The following is a 20,994-nucleotide window of genomic DNA, read 5'->3' as shown; positions in this document are numbered from 1 at the left end:
GGAGTCGAGACTCTCGGAGGCTGTGATGGAGAGCGATTGCCTCCACGATCAAGAGGCCGCGACTGAAACTCCCGTCCGGGCAAGCAGTGTTTCGGACGCGACCATGAACTGACTGATATGCGCTTCAGTCATGCCCGTAGACGGCAGGATCGCCTGGCCCTTGCTGTTGAACATCACGCCGCTGCGATCCTCGATCTCAGGGGCAACCAGTAGCGGGACGATTCGCTTCGCGTACGTTTCGGCGGTGGGTGTCAGCATCCCGATCAGGCCCTCCGCGATGCGCGATTTCAGCGAGCCCTTGCCGAAAAAGTTATCACGGATACTGGTTTTGATCAGACCGGGATTCAAGCCAAAAGCGTCCAGGTGCGGGTAGCGCTGCACCGCATCCAGAACAAGCATTTCGTTGCCGGCCACCGTGTTCATGTGCGCGGACATGGCCTTGTAGGACCTTTCAGCATTGAGGTCGTCGAACGTCCCTATCTGGCCCGTGCCGGGATAGCCCACGACAATCACCCTTGGTTTGTTCTTAGCCTTGGGCCTGTCTGTACCCAACTTCGGCCCGACGTTGCGCAGGATGACCATGCGGTTCAGATAGCTGACTGCCAGATCGCGCTCAATGCCCTCCGCTGTTTCCTGACGTTGGGAGGCGGCGAAGATACCGGTGGTGAAAATGAGCAAATCCAGGGATTCCGCCGGCAGCAGCCTGGCGACCCGCAGCGCCTCACTCATCAGGCTCAGGTCTGCCTGGAGAAATTCGATGCCCTGGGTGCCAGCATCACGAAAGGTTTGCCCAACGACCAGGACGCGAGCGCCGCGAGCGGCCAGCAAGCGACTCAATGCCTGCCCGATGCCACCGGTGCCACCCACGACGGCAACCCGCATCCCTTTGAGGTCAAGGTTCTGTGGATCGACGTGGCGCCACGTCAGGCTGGTGTCACGCTTCATGATGGCTCTCACATAAATGGCTGGAGGCGCATCATCCCCTTTATCGTTTTTGGGATAAATATGGGTTTTTGGATTTGACTGATCCATTAATGGAGCAAACGTCCAACCCCTTGAACTCAAGGAAGTCGAGGAGGTTCTGACTGGGCCACGCTGGCTCTCAGCGCTCTGGCTACCTTGGCTTGAATCTCGTAAGCAGGCGCCTCGACGGCTGTGTAATCACGGGTATAGCGAGTGGAAAACTCCCGAACTCCCCATTGCTGGTACTGCTGCACGTGCTTCAATTCATGCGCCCACAGCGCGACATTGTTAAGAGCATCATCGGCACTGCGAAAGACGATGATGTCTATCAGGGTGACTGCAGTGACATCGGGATTCTGCAGCATGGTGTTTGCGGCGTTCAGCTCCTCATCATCGCCTACCTTGTAGCGGGCTGAATCAAGCACCTGGATGTCATAGTAGGGTTCGAGTTGGGCCCGGATATTCAGCGGGATTGTCCGAATATCGCCAGTTGCCGCGGTGTCGCGCGATTGCACGATCCAACTCTGTAATCCAGAGGAAGCTATTTGGCTCATGTTTTCAAAAATCGACCCGGTCTCCTCTTTGGAGCCCGGAGCACAAAAACAAGTGACCACGCAGACTTCGTACTGCCCTTTTGGGCAGGCGTAAACAGAGAACGAAGTGCCAACGGAAAAGAGCAGTACCGATAACCGGAAAACTTGACGCAAAAAGACAGCTGACAATTGGTTCTCCCAGAGGTAGTGGCAGTCGGCAGGTGATGCTTCTGGTAGCTCGCACCTGGTGTTCAACCGCGCGTTGGACCATTGCGGCCACCGTTTGTTGCCTTCAGAGCCCACAGCTTTTTCAGGCCACTTCCCACATTACCTGAAAGGCCGCGCTTGGCCGTTTCTACCCGTCGCGTTCACAGCCGCGCGGCCGACAAACGGTCGGTCGCGCGCTGTCGATCAATTGCTCATGATGGGGGCCAGTGCGGTCTGAATCCTGGCCATTTGTGCCGGCGTTGTCATGCGCGTCAGCAGCCGGCCAAAGTGTGGATGCTGCACGCCCGAGATAATGTACTGCCAGCGATAGGCGCTCAGCAGGCAGGCATGGATTTGCGCTGTCTCATCGACACTGAACGGTCTTGAGACACTTCTAATAAAGTAGTCGGCATCGGATGCCGATTGTGCCTGCAGGATTGCATCGACGGCCGCCACCAGCGCAATCAGATCGTTCACTGCCAGGTCACACTCGGCTGGCGACAGTTTCGCATGCTCCGCCTTCCACTCCAGTTCATCGAGTACGACGTGCCGGCTTTCATCCTTCCAGTGAAATTTGAAGACATCCTTGAATAGGGGGCACAACTCCTCGCGCGGTGCGATGCTCTGTGCGTAGTGCGCCTGAACAAAAAGCTCGATATGACAGGTCAGCGCCAGCACCGACCAAGTGCTGGCTGCAAGTACCGCACGTGCCACATCGTTTGGATCGGCAACTTGACGATATCCCGCGGGCAATTGCGAACCAATCATCGTCTCCATGCGCCGGAATAATTCCTGGTGCTTGATCTCGTCGTTGGAAAAGCGCACCAGCGCTTCGAGTGCAAGCTGATCGTCAAATACATGGGCTCGGCCTTGATCGAGCATTTTGGCACTGATAAAGCGCTCGACCAGGCCAAAGATGTACGCATAGGTCCGGCCCTGAATCTGACTGAGCAGGCGTGCTTCGGCCTCGACGAGAAAGGTCAGGCGGTCGATTTGCGAGAGTCCATCGGGCAGGAATTTGCGCGAGAAGTCGAAACTCCGGTCCTGTAGCAAATCGCGATCGATCTGCCATTCGGCTTTTTTCGATGATCTGACCATTTGAGCATAACGGGCGGCGTTGCCGGACTCTGAGCCGGGTAGGGTAGCGATGGTGTTCATCTAGATCTCCTGCTGCCTTGGTCGAGTTGGAATGGGGCAATTGCGGTTGACGTCGGAGCCAATGACCATCGATCTCTGAGTCCGCGTTGGTGCTAATCTAGGCATCGCGGTTCAGGTGGTGAATGACCGATGCGCCTGAATACCTGCTCCGGAGTCCGGAAAAGAGGACGGGCAAGTGTTGGATGCGCTTTCTGATGTCTTGCGTGTGATCAGGCTGTCTGGAGGGGTCTTCCTCGAGGCGGAACTCACTGCGCCCTGGTGCATCAACGGCAGAATCTCGGCGGATGATTGCAAACCGTTCCTGGCGGCCCCTCGACATATCATTGCGTCGCATTTTGTCGCCGCGGGGCACATGCAAATACGAATAGACGGTGGTGCCACCCTCGACGTGGGGGCAGGCGAACTCGTTCTGCTTCCTCGCAATGACGCCCATTCCTTTGGCAGTGACCTGAGCATTGCGCCCATGCCGGCGAGGGAAGCCATTCAGCCACCAGACGTCGGCGGCATTTCACGAATCAGGTACGGCGGGGGCGGCGAGGTCACGCAGTTGTTGTGTGGCTTCCTCGGCTCTGAAACACCCTTCAGCCCGTTGCTTTCGTCGCTGCCATCCTTATTGAAACTCGACCTGCGCGCGACGGCTTCGGGCACCTGGATCGAAAGCTCATTCCGTTTTGCTGTGAGTGAAATCGCGGCGGGACGGGTCGGCTCGACAACGGTCATCGCCAAGCTATCCGAATTGCTATTCGTCGAAGCCGTCAGCCAGTACGTCGCCAGCCTACCCGCTGAGCGGCGCGGGTGGCTGGCGGGTTTGCGAGACCCGCATATCGGGCACGCATTGGCGCTACTCCATGCTCGTCCAACCGAGGGCTGGACTGCAGAAGCGCTGGCGCTTGAAGTGGGCATGTCGCGCTCGGTATTCGCGGAGCGATTCACGGCATTGGTCGGACAGCCACCGATGCAATACCTGACGCTCTGGCGTATGCACGTGGCGGCTCAACACCTACGCGAAGGTCGCGGCAATGTGGCGCAAATTGGCTTTGCCGTTGGCTACGAGTCCGAAGCTGCGTTCAGTCGCGCATTCAAACGCCAGTTCGGCACGTCACCCGGCACTTGGCGCAGACAATCAGCATGAGAAGATCCGGAGCCGATGGAGACTCACTCAGCTAAATCGAAAGACCAAACCGACATTCGTGCTCTGCCCCTTTTCGAGACGCATGTTCGATCAAGAAGCCACACCGTTTGAGTACTTTTGCCGAGCCGATATTTTCAGCGTATACGGTGGCCACCAGTTGTTTAAGGTTCCAATGCAACTGCGCCTGCTGGATCAGATGCCTCACCGCCAGCGTTGCCAGTCCCTGTCCGCAAGCGCATTGGGCAATCCGGTAGCCGACTTCTGCCGACCGCTCGGTCATGTCGATGCCTTTGAGGTTCGCCCGACCCACGATGTTTCCGGCGTCATCTTCGATGACGAATGGATGCCAGGTTCCGGCGGCAAAATCAGCTAAATAAGCGTCAATGTGGTCGGTGACGCCCTGCACCGAGTAAAAAGCAGAGCCGCGCGCGTCAATGTGGCGCTCGAACCATTCGCGATTGTCCAACTCGAACGCCAGCAACGCCTCGGCATCAGTACTTTGCAGGGTACGAATTCTGACGGGCTTCATAAGGTCGCTTTCCTTGCGGGTGAAACTACTTGAATGATTGTGCAGTGGAACAACTGTCCGCTCCTGGCCGGTAGGGCGGACAGTCAGGACACTAGCGTCAGGCTTCGGATCGATGAGCCGCCCAGTGTTTCATCTCTTCGGCAATGAAGTGGTTCACCAGGTCGCTGTACATCTTCTCGATGGCATCCGGGCTCAGGCCCTCGGCTTCGGCCCATTCGCGTCGTGTTGCCAGCATGGCCTTGAAACGCTCCGGAGCGCGCACCGAAGTCACCGAGGTCTTGAACTTCGAGGCGGCCAGCACGTAGTGAAAACGCTTGCCCAGCAGCTTGATAACGGCCTGATCAAGGGCGTCGATTTCGCGTCGGATATCTTCCATGCCTGCACACTCTGCGGGCTGCAACTGATTGATGACTTCCATGTAGGTGACTCCGTTTGTTGAAAAAAATCGTGGGCTTCAAGTGCTGATTTTACGACGGCTACGCAGCCTCGCGAGCTCTGATAAATTCGATGAGCGCTTTCAAGGCGGGTGGCACATGGCGCCGGCTTGAGTAGTAAAGAAAGAACCGGCTGGGCGGTGCTTTCCACTCCTGGAGTATTTCTCTGAGATGCCCGTTCCGGAGATCGTCGCGCACCAGCTCCTCGTAGACATAGGCAATACCAGCGCCGTCTTTCGCTGCCTGGATCATCAGCCCATCGTCTTCCAGAATCAGCGGGCCGGTGACGGACAATCGTATCGGTTGACCGTCGGCTTGATACTCCCAGGCGTAAAGTTTGCCACTGGGAAAACGCCTGGCAATGCACGCATGGTCGAGCAAGTCGCGGGGGACGTGCGCGGTTCCCTTCGCGGCCAGGTAAGCATCCGAAGCAACGGTCACGAACGATTGAGGTGCGCCGACAGGGACTGCGATCATGTCACCGGCCAGGCTTTCACCAAAGCGGACTCCAGCGTCAAATCCCTCATTGACGATATCGGTCAATCCATCATCGGTGATCAGGTCCAACTGAATACGTGGATACCTGGCCACGAAGGGCGCCAGCACTTTCGCAAACACGATGCGAGCCGCGGGACGCGCCACGTTGAGGCGAAGTTTGCCAGTGGGCACTTCCTGCATCGAGGTCAATTGCGCTAATGCATCGTTAACCTGGTGCAGGCTCGGGACCAGCGTCGCCAATAGCTGCTGGCCGGCCTCGGTCGGGGTCACGCTACGAGTGGTTCGGTTCAGCAGCCTGATGCCCAAACGTGCTTCCAACGCTCGCATTGCGTGACTCAACGCGGAAGCCGAAACGCCACGTTCGTCGGCGGCCTTGCGAAAGCTGCGATGGCGAGCGACGGCGGCAAAGGCGTCGAGTTCAGAGAGATCGGGGTGATAACTCATGAGTGTTGTTCAGTAGTTCAAATACGATTACCTATCTTATCGTCATGAGACCTCTGCCGGATACTTCCTCCATCATTCGTGGAGAGGTCGCTATGCAAAACAATCGTCTTGGATCATCGGATTTTCTGATTTCGCCGATTGGCCTGGGAACCTGGGCAATCGCCGGCACCGGCTGGGAGTACAGTTGGGGAGCGCAGGATGACAAGGACAGCCTGGGCGCACTTGAATATGCTGTCGAACGCGGCGTTAACTGGATTGATACCGCTGCGGTTTATGGCTTGGGCCATGCGGAGCAACTGGTGGGGCAATTGCTGCGGCGGGTGCCGGCCTCACGGCGTCCTTTGGTGTTCACCAAAGGCAGTTTGGTCTGGGACCCGGTCACGAAGAAGATTTCGCATTCACTGGCCCCTCAATCCTTGCTTGCCGAGATCGACGCAAGCTTGCGCCGGCTTCAAGTCGAGACCATCGATCTTTATCAGATCCACTGGCCTGCTTTTCCTGCCGACGCCAGCAGTGAAGGCATTGAAATGGCGCTTTCGGCTTTGGCCGCCGCGCGCGATCAAGGAAAGATCCGCGCGATCGGTGTATCGAATTTCGATGTCGCTCAACTCAAGCGGGCGCAGGCGGTGACAGAGATCGTTTCGCTCCAACCGCCATACTCAGCCTTGATGCGGGACATCGAGCAGGACGTTCTGCCATTCTGTGAGCAGGCCGGGATGGGTGTGCTTGCCTATTCCACGCTTCAATCAGGGCTACTGTCCGGCAGCATGACGCGCGAACGCATCTCGCAACTGCCCGATGACGATTGGCGCAAGGCCCGAAGTGCTGATTTCCAGGAACCCCGTTTGAGTGCGAACCTGGCATTGGTTGACGTCATGGCACGCATTGGAGAAAGGCACGGGGTGAGCGCTGCTGCGGTCGCCATCGCCTGGGTTCTTCGCAAACCGGTCGTGACGGGCGCCATTGTCGGAGCCCGCCATCGCGCACAAGTAGACGGGCTGATTGCAGCCCTGGAGTTGCGCCTCAGCGCTGCGGAAATCGATGAAATTCGACCGTTCCTGCCGGCGGGCATGGGAACCAATGTCCCTGGTGCCGCCTGACACTATTAAGAAGAGGATGAGTGTTCAGTTTGCATACTGAACGCAGGCGTTCGATGGGTAGCAGAGCGGTCGATCAAGATCGCAATGCTACCCATCACACGGTGGGGGACACTCATCACTCAGAAGCGAGCGTGGCGTTCCCCCGTACCTGTGGGGTATCAGCGGCCGTCTGGCGATCCACCTTGAACCATGCGGCGTACAACGCCGGGACGAAGAAGATCGTCAGTAGCGTCGCCACGGTAAGACCGCCCATGATCGCAATTGCCATCGGCCCCCAGAACACACTGCGCGTTAGCGGGATCATTGCAAGCACGGTGGCCAGCGCCGTCAGCATCACCGGACGAGTCCTGTGAATGGCCGCATCCAGCACGGCATTCCACGGGTCGCGTCCTTCGGCGATCTCGGTTTGCACCTGGTCGATCAGGATGACCGAGTTGCGCATGATCATGCCACCCAGTGCAATGATGCCCAGGATCGCGACGAAGCCCAGCGGCGACTGGAACACCAGCAGCGCCGGCACCACACCGATCAAGCCCAGCGGCGCGGTCAGTACCACCATCCACATGCGAGAGAAGTTCTGCAGTTGCAGCATAAGCAGCAGCAGGATGCTGATCATCATCAGCGGGGCCACCGCCAGCAGCGCCTTGTTGGCCTTGTCGCTTTCCTCCACCGCGCCGCCCACGTCGATGCGGTAGCCCGACGGCAGTTTCGCTTCGATCTCCTTGAGCAACGGCCGGATCTGCTGCGTCACCGATACACCTTGCTCGCCATCTTTCACGTCGGCACGCACCGTGATCGCCATGTCGCGGTTGCGGCGCCACAGCACCGGCTCTTCCAGTTCCGAGCGCACCTGTGCGACTTGCGACAGTGGCACCACCGTGCCCTGGCGCGTGTAGAGGTTGATGTCTTTGAGTGTGTCGAGGCTCAAGCGCTCCTCAGGCACGGCGCGGGCCACGATGTCGATCAGGTCCTCGTGCTCACGCAGCTGCGACAGGGTTGCGCCGTTCATCACGGTCTGGGTCGCCAGCGACACGTCGGCCGGCGTGAGGCCCAGCGCGCTCGCCTTGTCCTGATCCAGCTGCACTTTCAGCGTACGCACCGGGTCGTTCCAGTCGAGCTGGAGGTCACGCACCTTCGGGTTGGACGCCACCACCTTCTCTACCTCGCGGGCGATCTGGCGCACCATTTGGGTATCGGGGCCTACGACGCGGAACTGCACCGGGTAGCCGACAGGGGGGCCCAACTCGAGCCGGGTCACCCGCACCCACGCCTGCGGGAATTGTTGGTCGGCCGAGGTCATCAGCCGTGCACGGACTCGCTCGCGTGCATCCAGGTCCTTGGTCATCACAACGAGCTGGGCAAATCCGGGATTCGGCAGCTCGGGGTTGAGCGAGAGATAGAAGCGTGGTGCGCCGGCGCCGGTGTAGGCAGTATAGAAACGCACGTCCTCGTCCTTCGCCAGGATCTCTTCCATGTGCTTGACCTGCTCGGTCGTCGCGGCGAACGAGGAGCCTTCCTTGACGCGCAGGTCAATCACCAGTTCAGGACGCGAACTGTTAGGGAAGAATTGCTGCGGCACTAGCTTGATACAGGCCAGCGCCAGCACCAGGGCGCCAAACGTCGCGCCGATGACCACCCAGCGGTGCTCGATGGCGGCGTCGATCAGGCGGCGCAGGCTGCGGTAGAACTTCGTGTCATACAGATCACCGTGCTGGTGCTTGCCCAAATCGTTGGGCAGCATCTTCACTGCCAAGTACGGTGTGAAGATGCCGGAGCAGATCCACGAGAACAGCACCGCGGCGCCGACGATCCAGAAAATGCCACCTGCGTACTCGCCGGTGGTGGACTTCGAGAGGCCGATCGGCAGGAAGCCTACGACGGTGATGAGTGCGCCGGTCAGGCGCGGCATGGCGGTGGACTGATAGGAGAAGGCGGCCGCCTTTATGCGGTCCATGCCGGTTTCCATCTTCGCCACCATCATCTCGATGGCGATGATGGCGTCATCCACCAGCAGTCCCAACGCGATAATCAGCGAGCCGAGCGAGATGCGTTCGAGGTTCCAGCCCATCGCCAGCATCACCAGCGCCACGCCGCCCAGCACCAGCGGCACCGTGGTCGCGACCACGAGGCCGGCGCGCCAGCCCAGGCTGGCCAGGCTCACCGCGATCACGATGATCAGCGCCTCGGCCAGCGCATGACCGAAGTCCAGGATGGCGTCCTTCACCGTGGTTGGCTGGTCGGCCACCAGCTCCAGCTCCACGCCGTGTGGAAGTTCGGACTGGATCTTGGCGACTGCCGTATTCATCGCCTTGCCAAGGTCCACGATGTTGCCGTCGCTGGTCATCGTGATGCCGAGCATCAGCACTGGCTGGCCGTTGTGGCGTACCGTGTAGGTGGGCGGATCTTCGAAGCCACGGGTAACGGTCGCAATGTCGCCGAGCTTGATCAGTCGACCGCCCGCAGTGATGGGCACGTTACGGATAGCTTCTTCACTGGCGAATTGGCCGCTTACGCGCACCATCACGCGGTCGCCTCGGGTGTCGATCTGGCCTGCGGGCAACAGGGCGTTCTGGCTCTTGAGGCTTTCGGCGATGGCCAGCGGAGTAATGCCCAGCGCTGCCAGGCGCTCGTGCGAGAACTCGACGTAGACACGCTTGGCCTGTTTGCCGATGAGGTCGATCTTCTTGACCATCGGCACCTTCAGCATCTGGCGCTTGATGTCTTCGGCCGCGTCCGACAGGTCGGCGTGACCGATGCCGTCGCCCTTGACGGCGTACATCAGGCCATACACGTCGCCGTACTCGTCGTTTACGATCGGCCCGATCACGCCGTCAGGCAGCTCGAGGCTCAGGTCGTTGAGTTTTTTACGCGCCTGGTACCAGGCCTCGCGCTGGTCAGCCTTGGAGGTGCCGCCGCGCACGGTGAGCGTCATGCCCGCGTAGCCTTGGCGCGCATAGGTGACCACCTTCTCGAAGTTGTCGATCTGCTCGAATTTCTTCTCCATGCGATTGAGGACCTCGTCCTGCATTTGCTGGGCGGTAGCGCCCGGCCAGATGACCATGGTGGTCATGGAGGGCACGGAAAAATTCGGGTCCTCGAGCTGACCGAGCCGGGTGAAGCTGAAGGCACCGGCCACCGCGACGAGGATGAGCATGAACAGGACGATGGCGCGGTGACGCAGTGCCCAGTCGGTGAGGTTGAAGTTGTTCATCGGGCGGCCTGCTGCGGGGTGTTCGCATCAACAATCGACGCGCCGGGAAGCGCGACTTTCAGCCCGGATGCCATCTTCTGCACCCCGGCGGTGACGACCAAAGCGCCGGCCTGTGGCCCGGAGACGAGCACCTCGTCATTGCGATAGCCCCACACCGCCACCTGCACCAGTTCGACGATGCCCGCCGGACCCTTGCCCTCGGGCGTGACCACCCACAGCGCTGGCTGGCCGCCGATTTGTGTCAGTGCCGTGGCTGGCACCGCCGCCACGGAGACATTTGTCATCATCCGCTCGGCGGTTACCGTGGCAGTGGCGCCCAGTGGCAGCGCCTGCACCGGCTTGAGCCGCGCGCGATAGGTGCGTGTCTGCGCCGCAGCTTGCGGCGACAGTTCACGCAGCGTGACATCGAAGACTTCGTTCGGTGCACTGGCCAGCGAAGCCTTGAAACGCGCCTCCTTGAAGACCGACAGCTGATCCTCGGGCACATCGATGACGATCTCGGACTCATCCGGATTCGCAACCGAGACGATCGGTTGGCCCTCGGCCACGACCTGTCCGGCCTCAAAGCGTACAGCCGTGACAACACCGCTACGCGAGGCGCGCAGCACGGTGTATTTGAGCCGGTTGCGCGCGAGTTCGAGCTTTCGTGCCTCGGCCTCGGCGGTTGCATGCGCGGTTTGGGCGTTGGTCTGCGCGCGCTCGTCATCGGCCGCACTGACCGAGCCATCAGCCTTCAGCGCGGTCAGGCGCTGGCGGTCGGAATCGGCCTGGCGCGTCTGCTCGACGGCAACCGTCCATTGTTGCCGCGACGCGTCTTCGGCGAGGCGGTAGTCGCTGTCATCCAGCACAGCCAGGATGTCGCCTTCGTGCACATACTGGCCGACATCGACCTTGCGCTGGGCGACCTTGCCGCCCACGCGGAAGGCCTGGTCGACTTCGTGCCGCGACTGTACGGTGCCGACATAGCGACTGATATCGCGGGCATTGTCGTAGCTGATTTCAGCGGTGCGAACCGGTCGTGGTGCCTGCACGATGGGTTGGTCCGGGCTGCACGCGGACAGCATGACGGCTACGGCCAGGGCGCCGGCCGCAGTAAGGGAATTCTTCAAGACGGTTCCTCTTTGGAAAACGACAGATTCTTAGGAAAGTGGTGGCCGGTCGGCTTCGATGGTTGCGGTGGGAGTGGCGGGGTGTTCGAACACCTGCCAGCCTCCGCCCAATGCCTTGTAGAGCTGCACGCTGTCGAGCAGCAGGCGGGTGTTGCTTTCGTTGGCGTTCAGGCGTGCCGCCAGACGCGCTCGCTGTGAATCCAGCAGCGGCAGCAGATCAATCTGGCCTCTATCGTAGAGTGACTGCGCGTGGCTCAGCGCAGCCTCCGCGGACTCGGTGGCCGACTGCAACGATTGGGCACGCTGGCGCTCCTGGGTCTGGGTGACGAGGGCGTTTTCCACGTCCTCGAGCGCGCGCACAATGCCGTCCTCGGCGCGCAGTAGCGCTTCACGTTGGCCGCTCTCGGCGACCTCGTTGATCGCGCGCGTGCGCCCGGCGTTGAAGATCGGCATGGTGAGCAGGGCGGCTACGTTGGTGAAGCGGGCGGCGCCCAGGTCCAGACCGTTCATCTCAAGGCCCTGGCGGCCATAGGATGCCCCGAGGAACAACCGTGGAAACCACTCGGCTGCGGCTTGTTGACGGCGCGCATTGGCGGCATCGAGTTGCGCCATCAACGCCAATACATCAGGCCTGCGCTGCAGCAGGGTGGCGGGCTGCCCTTGTCGGGCCGCGGGCGCCACCACGTTGCCGGGGGAGGGCTGGATACTCGCGGCATTAAAGGCCTGGTCACCGATCAATACCGCGATGCGGTGCCGCGCCACAGCCGCCTGGGTTTCCAGCGCAGGGATCTGCGCGCGCGCCGAAGCGGCATCGGTCTGTGCGCGCTCGACGTCGAAGGCGGTGGCCAGCCCGACACGGTGGCGGGCATTAACCAGGCGCAGTGTCTCGTCCTGCGCGGTCGAGATCGCGCGTAACGTTTCGGCCTGGCGCAGCGCACCGACCAGCGTGAAGTAGTTGCTGGCAACGTCGCTCATTACCAACAGACGCACGCCACGCACGCCGTCCTCCGCAGCCAGTGCCTCGGCCTCGGCTGCTGCCGCGCCTGCGCGCAGGCGTCCGCTGAGGTCGAGTTCCCAAGAGACGTCCAGGCCTGCGCCGACGGTCTTGGTGTCCGGAACTCCCTGCTTCTTGGCCGTGCTGTAGCCGCTACTACTGTCGGAGCCGAAGGCGGACATTCCGACGCTCGGAAAGAGCCAGGAGCGACTGATCGTCTCGCCGGCGCGAGCGGTGCGCACGCGCTCGGCGGCAATCTTGATATCACGGTTCTCGTGCATTGCGCGGCGCACCAGATCGGTCAACACCGGGTCGTTGAACGTTTCCCACCACGCGGCTTCGGGTTCCATCTCGGAGGCTGTGCTTGCTGCGAACTTGGCTGCCAGGGGCACCGACGGTTTGGCGGTCTCCGTGGAGCAACCGGTCAAGACCAGGGCGATAGAGGCGGCGAGCGCCGCACCCACGACGACGCCGAGCAGGCGTTCGGCATGTTGCAGGGGCGTGCGCCCGGCGCAGCGGGTCAGCGGATGGGAGGTTGGAGGTCGCGGCATCGGATTGGACTCGTGTAGATTCGAGGTGGCATCAGCGTAGGGCCCGGTGTGTGCGAAGTCGTCAGCGAAGCGTCGCCGTTCGGTCGCCATATCGAGTGTTGATTCAGGTTGGAGGTGTCACTCGCTGTCGGCATCTGCCGCGTGCTCGCCGGTCGCTGACGCGAGGTCGGAGTCAATCGACTCCAGCAACGCTTCGGCGGACGAAAACTCGCTTTGACGTCCGGTAACCAGGTTTTCGAGGCGGCCCACGAGCGCCCCGGGCATGGCGTCGCTACGCAGCTTCACGACATACGAGCGGCGGTTCGGGTACTTGGATTCAGGGTTCAGGCTCATTGCAGACCAGGGGATCAGAAAGTTCGACGACAGCGTAGGCCGTCCCCCTGGTCAAGTCGTAAGCGAAAGGTCGTACTTCGGTCGGGAATACTGCAGCCCTTGTGGGAGCCTGCCTCGGTGGCGAGGGGGCTTGCCCCCGTTCGACTGCGAAGCAGTCGTAAAACCGGTCGCCGCTTTCTAACTCAAAATCGCGGTGACTGGATTCGGGTGCGCTCCGCGCCCCAACGGGGGCAAGCCCCCTCGCCACAGAGGCTCGCTCCCACAGGTTTTGCGTCTTTAATTCACGGGCTTTGTAGCCTGAAGCAGCGAGCGCGCACGCTTCACCAGCTCGGTTCCATCGGTTTCGGGCAATTGCTCAACCAGCGCCGCCAGGGTCCGGCGGTCCTCGGTAGCCGCGTCGTGGTGCTCGCACAACTCGACCAGCGCGAGCAGCTCCAGCCACGGTGCCGCCTGGGTGCGCGCTTCCTCAATCGCTCGCCGCGCTGCGATGTTGCCGGCATCGAGCCGGTCCTGCATCCGCGCAATCGCTGCCTCCAGCAGCAACAGTTGCGGCAGGTACACGCGCTCGCCCAGTTCTTCCCCCACTCGTAGTGCTTCCTGTAGTTCGACTTGCGCAGCGTTCAAGTCACCCGCCAGCAGCAGCGCCTCGGCGGCGTAGCCGAGCACCTCGCTGGCACCGGAGCGCATGCCGAGTCCGGTGTGTTCGTCGTAGGCCTCGCGGATGCTGCGATAGCCGTCACGCGGTGCGCCATTGCGCGCCTCGGCCCAGCCGCGCCACCAGCGGCAAGCCGTGCGCCCCAGTGCCAGAGAATACTCGTCGACCAGCGTCTGCATGTCGTCAGCCAGCGCTGCCACCCGCAGAGGGTTCCCCATCCGCACCTCGATCAACACCTCTTGCCAGGTGGCGACCAGCCAAGTCATGGGCTGGCGAAGCGCCTGCGCGCGGGTTCGCGCCCGCTGCATGTGGTCCCGGCCTTGCACAACAAGACCGGAACGCACGAGTTCTATGGCCAACATACCGTGCAGCATGACCTGAGGATCGGCCGCAAAGATCTCGTTCGCCCCAATGTCCAGCGGCTCGGCGATTGCGAGCGCGCGCTCCAGCCAATGGCGGGTCGCTTGCGTGCGCCCCTGAAGATGATGCACCTCGCCCTGTACGATGCATGCCACCAGCATGAGCGCTGGATCATTCGCCTCGCGCGAAAGGGTTTCGGCGCGCTCTGCTACCGCCAGCGCCTGCGCATAGTCGCCGCGCAGCCCTAGCAGATAGCCGAAGCCATGCAGCAGGCGCCCGCGCATCGGATGCTCGGGTACCTCCGCTAGCCGCGTGTACGCGCGTTCGAACGCGTTCCTGGCTTCGTTGCCGACACCTAGCGTATGGAAAGCCGATACGCCCTGCAGCGTCGCCAAGGTAATTTCGAGCGTATCGCGCTCGATCCCTTCCGGTGCTTGCCGCAGCAGGACCAGCGCGCGCTCGGTGAGACCGATGCACAACGCCGGGCTGAAGTGCAGCAGCGCGGCTTCCGCGGCTTCGGCGTAATAACGCAGCGCGATCATCGGCTGCCGAGCCCGGTCGAAGTGTGTCGCCAGTTCCGAGGCAGCAACCGGCACGCCGGCCATGCGTTCGTGTTCGAGCGCAGCGCCAACCTGGTGATGAAGGTGGGTGCGCAACGAGCGCGGCGTGCGGTCGTACAGTACCTGGCGGAAGAGGGCGTGGCGGAACGAGTAGGGTAGCTCCGCCATTTCATCAGGTTCGGCGACCCGCGACCGCGTGAGCCACATCTGCTCGCGTACCAGTTCCTCGCAGGTGTCGGCCACGCAAGCGAGATCGCGCTCGAGGGCCAGCGAAACCGTCTCGACCCGAAATTCGACTCCGCAGACTGCTGCCGCCGAGAGCAGCGCACGCTGCTCGTGCCCGAGCCTGGTGATGTAGTGATCAATGATGGCCGCGAGGTTTTCGGGAACCGCCATTCCCGCCAGCCGGGCTTCGATGGTGGCGTCGTCGTCCGCCGGATCCATCACTTCACTGATGACTGACGACACGAACAGCGGCACTCCGTCGGTGCGCTCGTGCAGGGCGCGCACGAAGGCTTCATCGCGCGCCAGCGATGTCGAACGTAGCGCGATGTAGTCAGCGACTTCGGTTTCCGAGAACGGATCGAGCACCACTTCCTCGCACAGACGTTGTTGGCGCAGTTCGTGGCGCAACGAATTGAGCGGATGTTCGAGCGCTACCACCTCGGCGACGCGGAAGCTCGACAGCCACATAAGTCGTGTGCGGCCGCGCCGACGCGCCACATAGTCGATGAGCTGGACCGTCGCCCGATCGCTCCAGTGCAGGTCTTCAGTCACCAGCAACAGCGGTCGCTGCTCTGTGTAGCGGTCCAATAGCTCGCCCATTTCTCGCAGCATGCGATCCGGACCGATGCCCGCAAGTTCTCGCCGCAGCGCGTCTCGCTCTTGCGCTGTGCTCAGCCACGGCAGTTGCAGCAGCCAGGTCGGCGCCACGGTGCGCAGCAGTGCCGGCAGGGCAGGGTCGCTGCGGCACAGATCGGCCAAAGCCTCCAACACCGGCAGGTACGGTTCGCCGGTGCCGTAGTGCTCCACGCAGTGGCCGCGGGCACAGGCGATGCCGCCTAGGCTCGCGAGGAAATGCTCGATCAACGTGGTCTTGCCAATTCCCGGTTCTCCGGCCAGCCAAACCACCGCACGCTGCCCGCCGCAAGCCCGCTCCCATGCCCTTTGCAGTCTTGAGAGTTTGTCGGTGCGACCAATGAATGGTGTCGATGGATACGCGCCGACCACTGGCACCGTCGTGGATGCAGACGGTATCGAAGGGGCAGGGGATGGCCCGGCGATGAACCGATAGCCGCGCCGCGACACCGTCTCGATGAAGCGGGGCTGCCTGGGGTCGTCGCCCAGCACCTTGCGCAGATCGCTGATGGCCGTCTTCAACACTGAATCGCTGACAAACCGATGTCCCCATACTTCATCCAGCAAAGCATCCTTGGTCACCAGCGATCCCGGCTGGCGTGCAAGTGCACAAAGCAGCATGAAGGGCGTTGGTGCCAACGCCACGGCTTCTCCATTACGTGACAAGCAGGCGTTGGTTTCGTCGAGTTCGAACTCGACGAAGCACAGCTGGACCGGGTTCGGATGGGATTGCGGACGTGCCACGTTGGATTCCTGAAACTGAAACAGAGTTATGCGCCGTGAGGCAAGACACGTGGTCACTCCAATAACAACGCTGATCGGCTCGGAAGCCAAGCCTCGTCGGTCGGAAACTGGTGCCAAAAAATTAATGACAAGAATTTCAATATTGAAAAATGTTTCAATTTTACATACCTTCACCTTGCCTGACGATGAGACCTGCGTGTCTCACGACTTCAATCACAACAAGGGCTCGAGATGAACAACAACAAGAAAGGTTCCGAATTGCCTTCCACCGCTGTCGATGTGCTGGTCGTCGGTAACGGTCCGGTAGGGGCGACAATCGCGGCGTTGCTCGGCGGCTATGGTGTAAAGACGCTGGTATTGGACAAGTCCCATGAGGTCCTGCTGATGCCCCGCGCCATTGCCCTGGACAACGAGGCGCTTCGCATCCTGCAACTGGCCGGATTGTCGGAAGACGCTTTCGAGAAGATCGTTATCCCTGAAGTGAAGATGCATTCCCCGGTCCTCGGGCAATTCAGTCGGGCCAATACCGCGGGGTGCATCGACGGTCATCCCAAACTGGTGACGTTCTATCAACCCGATCTTGAACATGCGATGCGCAACCAGGTCTCCCGACTGAAGACAGTGACCAGCCTGGGCGGATTCGAGCTTGAGAATCTGGTCGAGGAGTCGGAAGGTGTCGTTGCCTCCGTACGGGATCAGGATGGCCACGTGCATTCCGTTCGCGCCCGATACCTGATAGGTGCCGATGGAGCAAGTTCCAGGGTCAGGGCCTTGATTGGCCAGGAATTCGAAGGACAAACCTATGCAGAGGATTGGCTGATTGTCGATACCAGGAACCGGCATCAATCAGCGATCGATCACGTTGAATTTATCTGTGATCCACGGCGCCCGACACCGCACATGCCCGCTCCCGGCGGAAGGGAACGTTGGGAGTTCATGCTGCACCCCGGCGAATCCCGGGAAGAGCTGGAAAGCCCGGAAAGCATCGCCCGGCTGATCGCGCCATGGATCAATCCGCAGGAGCTGGAAATCGAGCGCAAGGCGGTGTATCGATTCCACGCGCGCTGTTGCAACCGATTCAGCAAGGGGCGAGTCTTCCTTGCAGGGGATGCGGCCCACATCACCCCGCCCTTTGTCGGGCAAGGTCTCGTCGCAGGACTTCGAGATGGCGCCAACCTTGCCTGGAAACTGGCTTGGGTCCTTCACGGGCAAGCCGCGCCTTCAATACTCGATACCTATGACGTGGAGCGCCGGCCCCATGCCCAGGCGATGATCAATCTGGCGAAACTCATGGGCCGCCTGGTGATGCCGAGAAACAAGGTCGCCGCTTTCTTCATCCACGGCATGATGCGCACGCTGGCGTTGACGCCCGCGTCCAGAAAATACTTCGAACAGTTGGACATCAAGCCGAAGAATATCTTCAAAAACGGTCTGTTCATGCAGCATCGTCGTAGCGACAAACTGGTTCGCGGCAGTCTGTTTCCCCAGGCCTGGGTGCGCAACACACAACAGCGGATCCAGCTGAGCGACGATACGCTTGGACACAACCTGACCCTGGTCGGGTTCGGTGTTGACCCGTTATCACTGCTGAGCACTGCTCAAGTCTTTTCATGGATCAAGATGGGCGGTCACTTCTTGCAGATCGGCCCCTGTGGTCAGCGCTCCGACAGCGGTTGCGACTTCATCGAAGACCTGAACCATGAGATCCTGCCGCTGGCCGCCAAAGGCACGCTCGTTGCGATTCGCCCCGACCGTATCATCATGCACCACGCTCCCGGCACAGAGGCAGACAGTCTGGTTCGAGAGTGCCAGATCCTGATGGCCAGCGTCGATTCCACTGCCGATAGCGTTTCCATTACCATCAACGAGCCCCCTCGATTAAGAGCGTGAAGATGCCGTCCCCCACTTTTCCTTCAGAAGAAACTGCGCAAGAACCTCTCACTCGAGGCCACAAGAAGCGTGAACGCACCCGTCGCGGCCTGGTGGACGCGGCATTGCGTCTTGTCGCACGTAAGGAGGTGGGGGAGATTGCACTGCTCGAGGTCGCCGCGGAGGCTGCGGTATCCAACGGCACCATCTACAACTATTTTCGAACGCGCGACGAAGTGCTCGAGGCCGTTGGCATCGCCATGGCGTCCGAGTTCTCCGATGCCATTTCCGCCTTGAGCTCGGACGTGCATTGCGGCGCACAGCGGCTTTCGATCGGCGTGCGCATGTTCGTCCGTCGGGCTGCCTACGACCATCAATGGGCTAACGCGCTTCTGCGCATCATCCATTCCGATCAGGCCATGCGTTCGCGTTTGGCTGATCATGTGCTGGGTGACCTGCGTGAAGGTCTGCGCGCGGGCACTTTCGCTTATGAGGACGAAGGGGTCGCCCTGGACATGGTCGTATCGTGCACAACCGGAGCCATGCGCTCGGTTGTCGAGGGGCGTGCGGCGGCAGAGCACGATCTGCTGGTCGCCGAGATGATTCTCAAGGCTCTGGGCGTAACACCGGCCAGAGCCAAGAAAATCGCCGGTAAGCCGCTACCTTAGCCCCTGATATCATTCTCGATTCGCCAGGCCTTCTGCTGAACATTCATGTTCATTTTTGTTGGTGAATAGAACTCCAAATCTTTTCGTGGACCTTGAAAAAACATTCGAGGAATCCGTTTTTATGCGGCATAGAACGGTTTTCCTGGATGGTTTCATTCTTGATTCAAAAAACTTTGTTGACTGCAGCTGAACACGCGTGTTCAATTGACTCATAAGGTAATTTTGGAGAGAGAACGTGGAATCCCTGAATCCGACACAGCGCCGCATTCATCAAGCCGCTTTCCGCCTATTCGCTGAAAGAGGTACCTCCCAGGTGAACATCCTTGACCTCGCACAAGAGGCAGGAGTAGCGCGCGGAACGATCTACAGCAACATCGACAGCATGGAAAACCTGTTCGAGGCAGTTGCCAGCCATCTCGCCAGGGAGATGCATGAGCGCGTCAACAAGAGCTTCGACGCTCTCACCGATCCGGCTCAGCGTCTTGCCAATGGCATTCGACTCTTCATTCGTCGCGCTCATGAGGACTCCCATTGGGGGGCGTTCATCCATAAGTTCGCCATGAGCAATGCTTCGTTGCGTGAAATGTTCAGCAGCCAGGCGACTACCGATCTTCTAAGTGGACTTGCCAGTGGGCGGTACACGTTTGCGCAGGAGCAATTGCTCTCAGTTTTGACGCTGATATCGAGCAGTGTGCTGGGCTCGATTTTCCTGGTGCTGGAAGGGCATAGAACGTGGCGCGAATCGGGCTCTGACACGGCCGAGCTGGTGCTGCGGGCATTGGGTGTGGCACCAGAGGAGGCCCGTGCGCTGGCGACTACAGAGCTGCCAACACTTCCTTCTCTCGACTAGTTCGTAAGCCGATTCAACTAAACGCCTCTGGATTTTCAGGGGCGCGGGGACGGCTTTACCCTAAAAACCCGGAAAACAAGAACAATGAACAACAAAAACCAATTGCACCGGTTGGCAACGCAACAACCCGCCCGGCATCCGCAGCCGACGGTGAAGGCCCAGGGGCTGACTCACCTGATCTTTCAGCGGCCGGACTTGAACGAGGCGGCGCGGTTTTTGACCGATTTCGGCCTGACAGTCAGTCAGCAGGACGCCGATACGCTTTATCTGCGCGCCACCGACCCCACTGCGTACTGCTACCGAGTCCATCGTGCAGAACAGGCACGTTTTGTCGGGTTCGCACTGGCAGTCGAGTCGCTCAAGGAGCTGCAAAAACTAACGCGCATCCCAGGCGCCTCAGCGGTAGAAAAATCGGAACATCCTGGTGGCGGGTATTACGTCAGGCTGACCGATCCTTCCGGTTTCATCGTGGAAGCTGTTTGCGAGCAGATTCCAGGTAAAACGCTGGTACACAGAGCGCCTCTTGCCTGGAATCTGGCGCACGAGCAACCGCGAATCAACGCCACGCAGCGTCCGCCGATCGCTCCCCCTGAAGTACTCAGACTCGGTCACATCGTCATCGAAGTGGCCGACTACCAGGCGACCTGTGCCTGGTACACCAAGCACTTCGGGTTTATTCCCAGCGATGTGCAGGTGCTCCCCGATGGCACACCTATCGTCACTTTCATGCGCCTTGACCTCGGTGAAGTTCCCGCGGCTCACCATACGCTCGCGATAGCGCAAGGGTTCATGGCCACCTATAGCCATAGCGCCTATGAGGTTGTCGATGCCGATGCGGTGGGAATGGGGCAGCGCGTCCTGCGCGAGCGCGGTTGGGAGCACTCATGGGGAATCGGTCGACACATTCTGGGCAGTCAGATCTTCGATTACTGGCAAGACCCTTGGGGCGATAAGCACGAGCATTACTGCGACGGGGATGTGTTCACGGCCGCACAGCCTACGGGTATTCATCCCGTAAGCCCCGAGGCAATGGCGCAGTGGGGGCAGCGCATGCCCAAGAGCTTTACAAAACCCAGGATGAGTTTGAGCAAGCTGCGTGCGCTGATCCGGAACCTGCGACGCAGCCCCGACCTGACCCTTCGCAAGCTGGTAACACTCATGCGGATGTTCGGGTAGGGCTGCCAGCCTTTCCACAGAACAACACCACAGATCTCGCGCCGCCGCGGGCGGGACA

At 60.6% G+C, this 20,994-nt stretch carries 17 protein-coding genes; 6 read left to right on the top strand and 11 right to left on the bottom strand.

Features of this window, described 5'->3' with window-relative positions; translation table 11 throughout:
* Positions 1-48 precede the first annotated feature (48 nt).
* The 3 genes from JUI81_RS07925 to JUI81_RS07915 form a co-directional block, all read right to left on the bottom strand.
* The gene (locus JUI81_RS07925) at positions 49-945 is read right to left on the bottom strand and encodes an SDR family NAD(P)-dependent oxidoreductase (protein WP_204124054.1); all 897 of its coding nucleotides are present in this window, start codon (positions 943-945) and stop codon (positions 49-51) included.
* Between the two features lie 116 nt (positions 946-1,061).
* Complete coding sequence (locus tag JUI81_RS07920; RefSeq protein ID WP_239077668.1) at positions 1,062-1,685, bottom strand: DUF4157 domain-containing protein; 624 nt, start codon at positions 1,683-1,685, stop codon at positions 1,062-1,064.
* Positions 1,686-1,907: 222 nt separating this feature from the next.
* On the bottom strand, positions 1,908-2,861 hold the full coding sequence (locus JUI81_RS07915; protein WP_204124053.1) for a diiron oxygenase: 954 nt from the start codon (positions 2,859-2,861) through the stop codon (positions 1,908-1,910).
* 175 nt (positions 2,862-3,036) lie between these two features.
* Here JUI81_RS07915 and JUI81_RS07910 point away from each other — a divergent pair, with 175 nt between their 5' ends.
* A complete protein-coding gene (locus JUI81_RS07910) occupies positions 3,037-3,993 on the top strand; it encodes an AraC family transcriptional regulator (RefSeq protein ID WP_204124052.1) in 957 nt (318 codons plus the stop codon).
* Positions 3,994-4,024: 31 nt separating this feature from the next.
* On the opposite strand, the gene JUI81_RS07905 is transcribed toward JUI81_RS07910, so the two are convergent.
* The 3 genes from JUI81_RS07905 to JUI81_RS07895 all read right to left on the bottom strand — a co-directional run bounded on the left by JUI81_RS07905 (position 4,025) and on the right by JUI81_RS07895 (position 5,898).
* Positions 4,025-4,522, bottom strand: a complete 498-nt coding sequence (locus JUI81_RS07905; protein ID WP_204124051.1) for a GNAT family N-acetyltransferase — start codon at positions 4,520-4,522, stop codon at positions 4,025-4,027.
* Positions 4,523-4,619: 97 nt separating this feature from the next.
* A complete protein-coding gene (locus tag JUI81_RS07900; RefSeq protein ID WP_007937000.1) occupies positions 4,620-4,940 on the bottom strand; it encodes an isochorismate lyase in 321 nt (106 codons plus the stop codon).
* A gap of 58 nt (positions 4,941-4,998) precedes the next feature.
* Positions 4,999-5,898, bottom strand: coding sequence for a LysR family transcriptional regulator (locus tag JUI81_RS07895; protein ID WP_204124050.1), 900 nt, complete (start codon positions 5,896-5,898; stop codon positions 4,999-5,001).
* A 92-nt stretch (positions 5,899-5,990) separates the two neighbouring features.
* Between JUI81_RS07895 and JUI81_RS07890 the strand changes: the two genes are divergently transcribed.
* A complete protein-coding gene (locus tag JUI81_RS07890) occupies positions 5,991-6,998 on the top strand; it encodes an aldo/keto reductase (protein WP_096479947.1) in 1,008 nt (335 codons plus the stop codon).
* 115 nt (positions 6,999-7,113) lie between these two features.
* Here the strand turns inward: JUI81_RS07890 and JUI81_RS07885 are convergent, their stop codons facing one another.
* The 5 genes from JUI81_RS07885 to JUI81_RS07865 form a co-directional block, all read right to left on the bottom strand.
* Positions 7,114-10,209, bottom strand: coding sequence for an efflux RND transporter permease subunit (locus tag JUI81_RS07885; RefSeq protein ID WP_204124049.1), 3,096 nt, complete (start codon positions 10,207-10,209; stop codon positions 7,114-7,116).
* Complete coding sequence (locus tag JUI81_RS07880) at positions 10,206-11,318, bottom strand: efflux RND transporter periplasmic adaptor subunit (RefSeq protein ID WP_204124048.1); 1,113 nt, start codon at positions 11,316-11,318, stop codon at positions 10,206-10,208. The genes JUI81_RS07885 and JUI81_RS07880 overlap by 4 nt, the downstream gene beginning before the upstream one ends.
* Before the next feature lie 30 nt (positions 11,319-11,348).
* Positions 11,349-12,863 carry an efflux transporter outer membrane subunit gene (locus tag JUI81_RS07875; RefSeq protein WP_019580159.1) on the bottom strand — a complete coding sequence of 505 codons (1,515 nt, stop codon included), beginning with the start codon at positions 12,861-12,863 and terminating at the stop codon, positions 11,349-11,351.
* 117 nt (positions 12,864-12,980) lie between these two features.
* Positions 12,981-13,196 (bottom strand): hypothetical protein, encoded by a 216-nt coding sequence (locus tag JUI81_RS07870; RefSeq protein ID WP_019580160.1) that lies wholly within the window; start codon positions 13,194-13,196, stop codon positions 12,981-12,983.
* Between the two features lie 276 nt (positions 13,197-13,472).
* On the bottom strand, positions 13,473-16,373 hold the full coding sequence (locus tag JUI81_RS07865) for an AAA family ATPase (protein WP_204124150.1): 2,901 nt from the start codon (positions 16,371-16,373) through the stop codon (positions 13,473-13,475).
* A 231-nt stretch (positions 16,374-16,604) separates the two neighbouring features.
* Between JUI81_RS07865 and JUI81_RS07860 the strand changes: the two genes are divergently transcribed.
* From JUI81_RS07860 to JUI81_RS07845, 4 genes are all read left to right on the top strand, one after another.
* Positions 16,605-18,263 (top strand): bifunctional 3-(3-hydroxy-phenyl)propionate/3-hydroxycinnamic acid hydroxylase, encoded by a 1,659-nt coding sequence (locus JUI81_RS07860; protein WP_028941330.1) that lies wholly within the window; start codon positions 16,605-16,607, stop codon positions 18,261-18,263.
* A gap of 2 nt (positions 18,264-18,265) precedes the next feature.
* A complete protein-coding gene (locus JUI81_RS07855) occupies positions 18,266-18,910 on the top strand; it encodes a TetR/AcrR family transcriptional regulator (protein WP_019580163.1) in 645 nt (214 codons plus the stop codon).
* A gap of 235 nt (positions 18,911-19,145) precedes the next feature.
* A complete protein-coding gene (locus tag JUI81_RS07850; protein WP_019580165.1) occupies positions 19,146-19,760 on the top strand; it encodes a TetR/AcrR family transcriptional regulator in 615 nt (204 codons plus the stop codon).
* A gap of 84 nt (positions 19,761-19,844) precedes the next feature.
* A complete protein-coding gene (locus JUI81_RS07845) occupies positions 19,845-20,936 on the top strand; it encodes a VOC family protein (RefSeq protein ID WP_204124047.1) in 1,092 nt (363 codons plus the stop codon).
* Positions 20,937-20,994: the final 58 nt, after the last annotated feature.

This window comes from Pseudomonas sp. 008 (assembly GCF_016861935.1).
Classification (GTDB): Bacteria; Pseudomonadota; Gammaproteobacteria; order Pseudomonadales; family Pseudomonadaceae; genus Aquipseudomonas.
The sequence above is the reverse complement of the archived record's forward strand: the minus strand, read 5'-3'. Positions and strand labels throughout refer to the sequence as shown.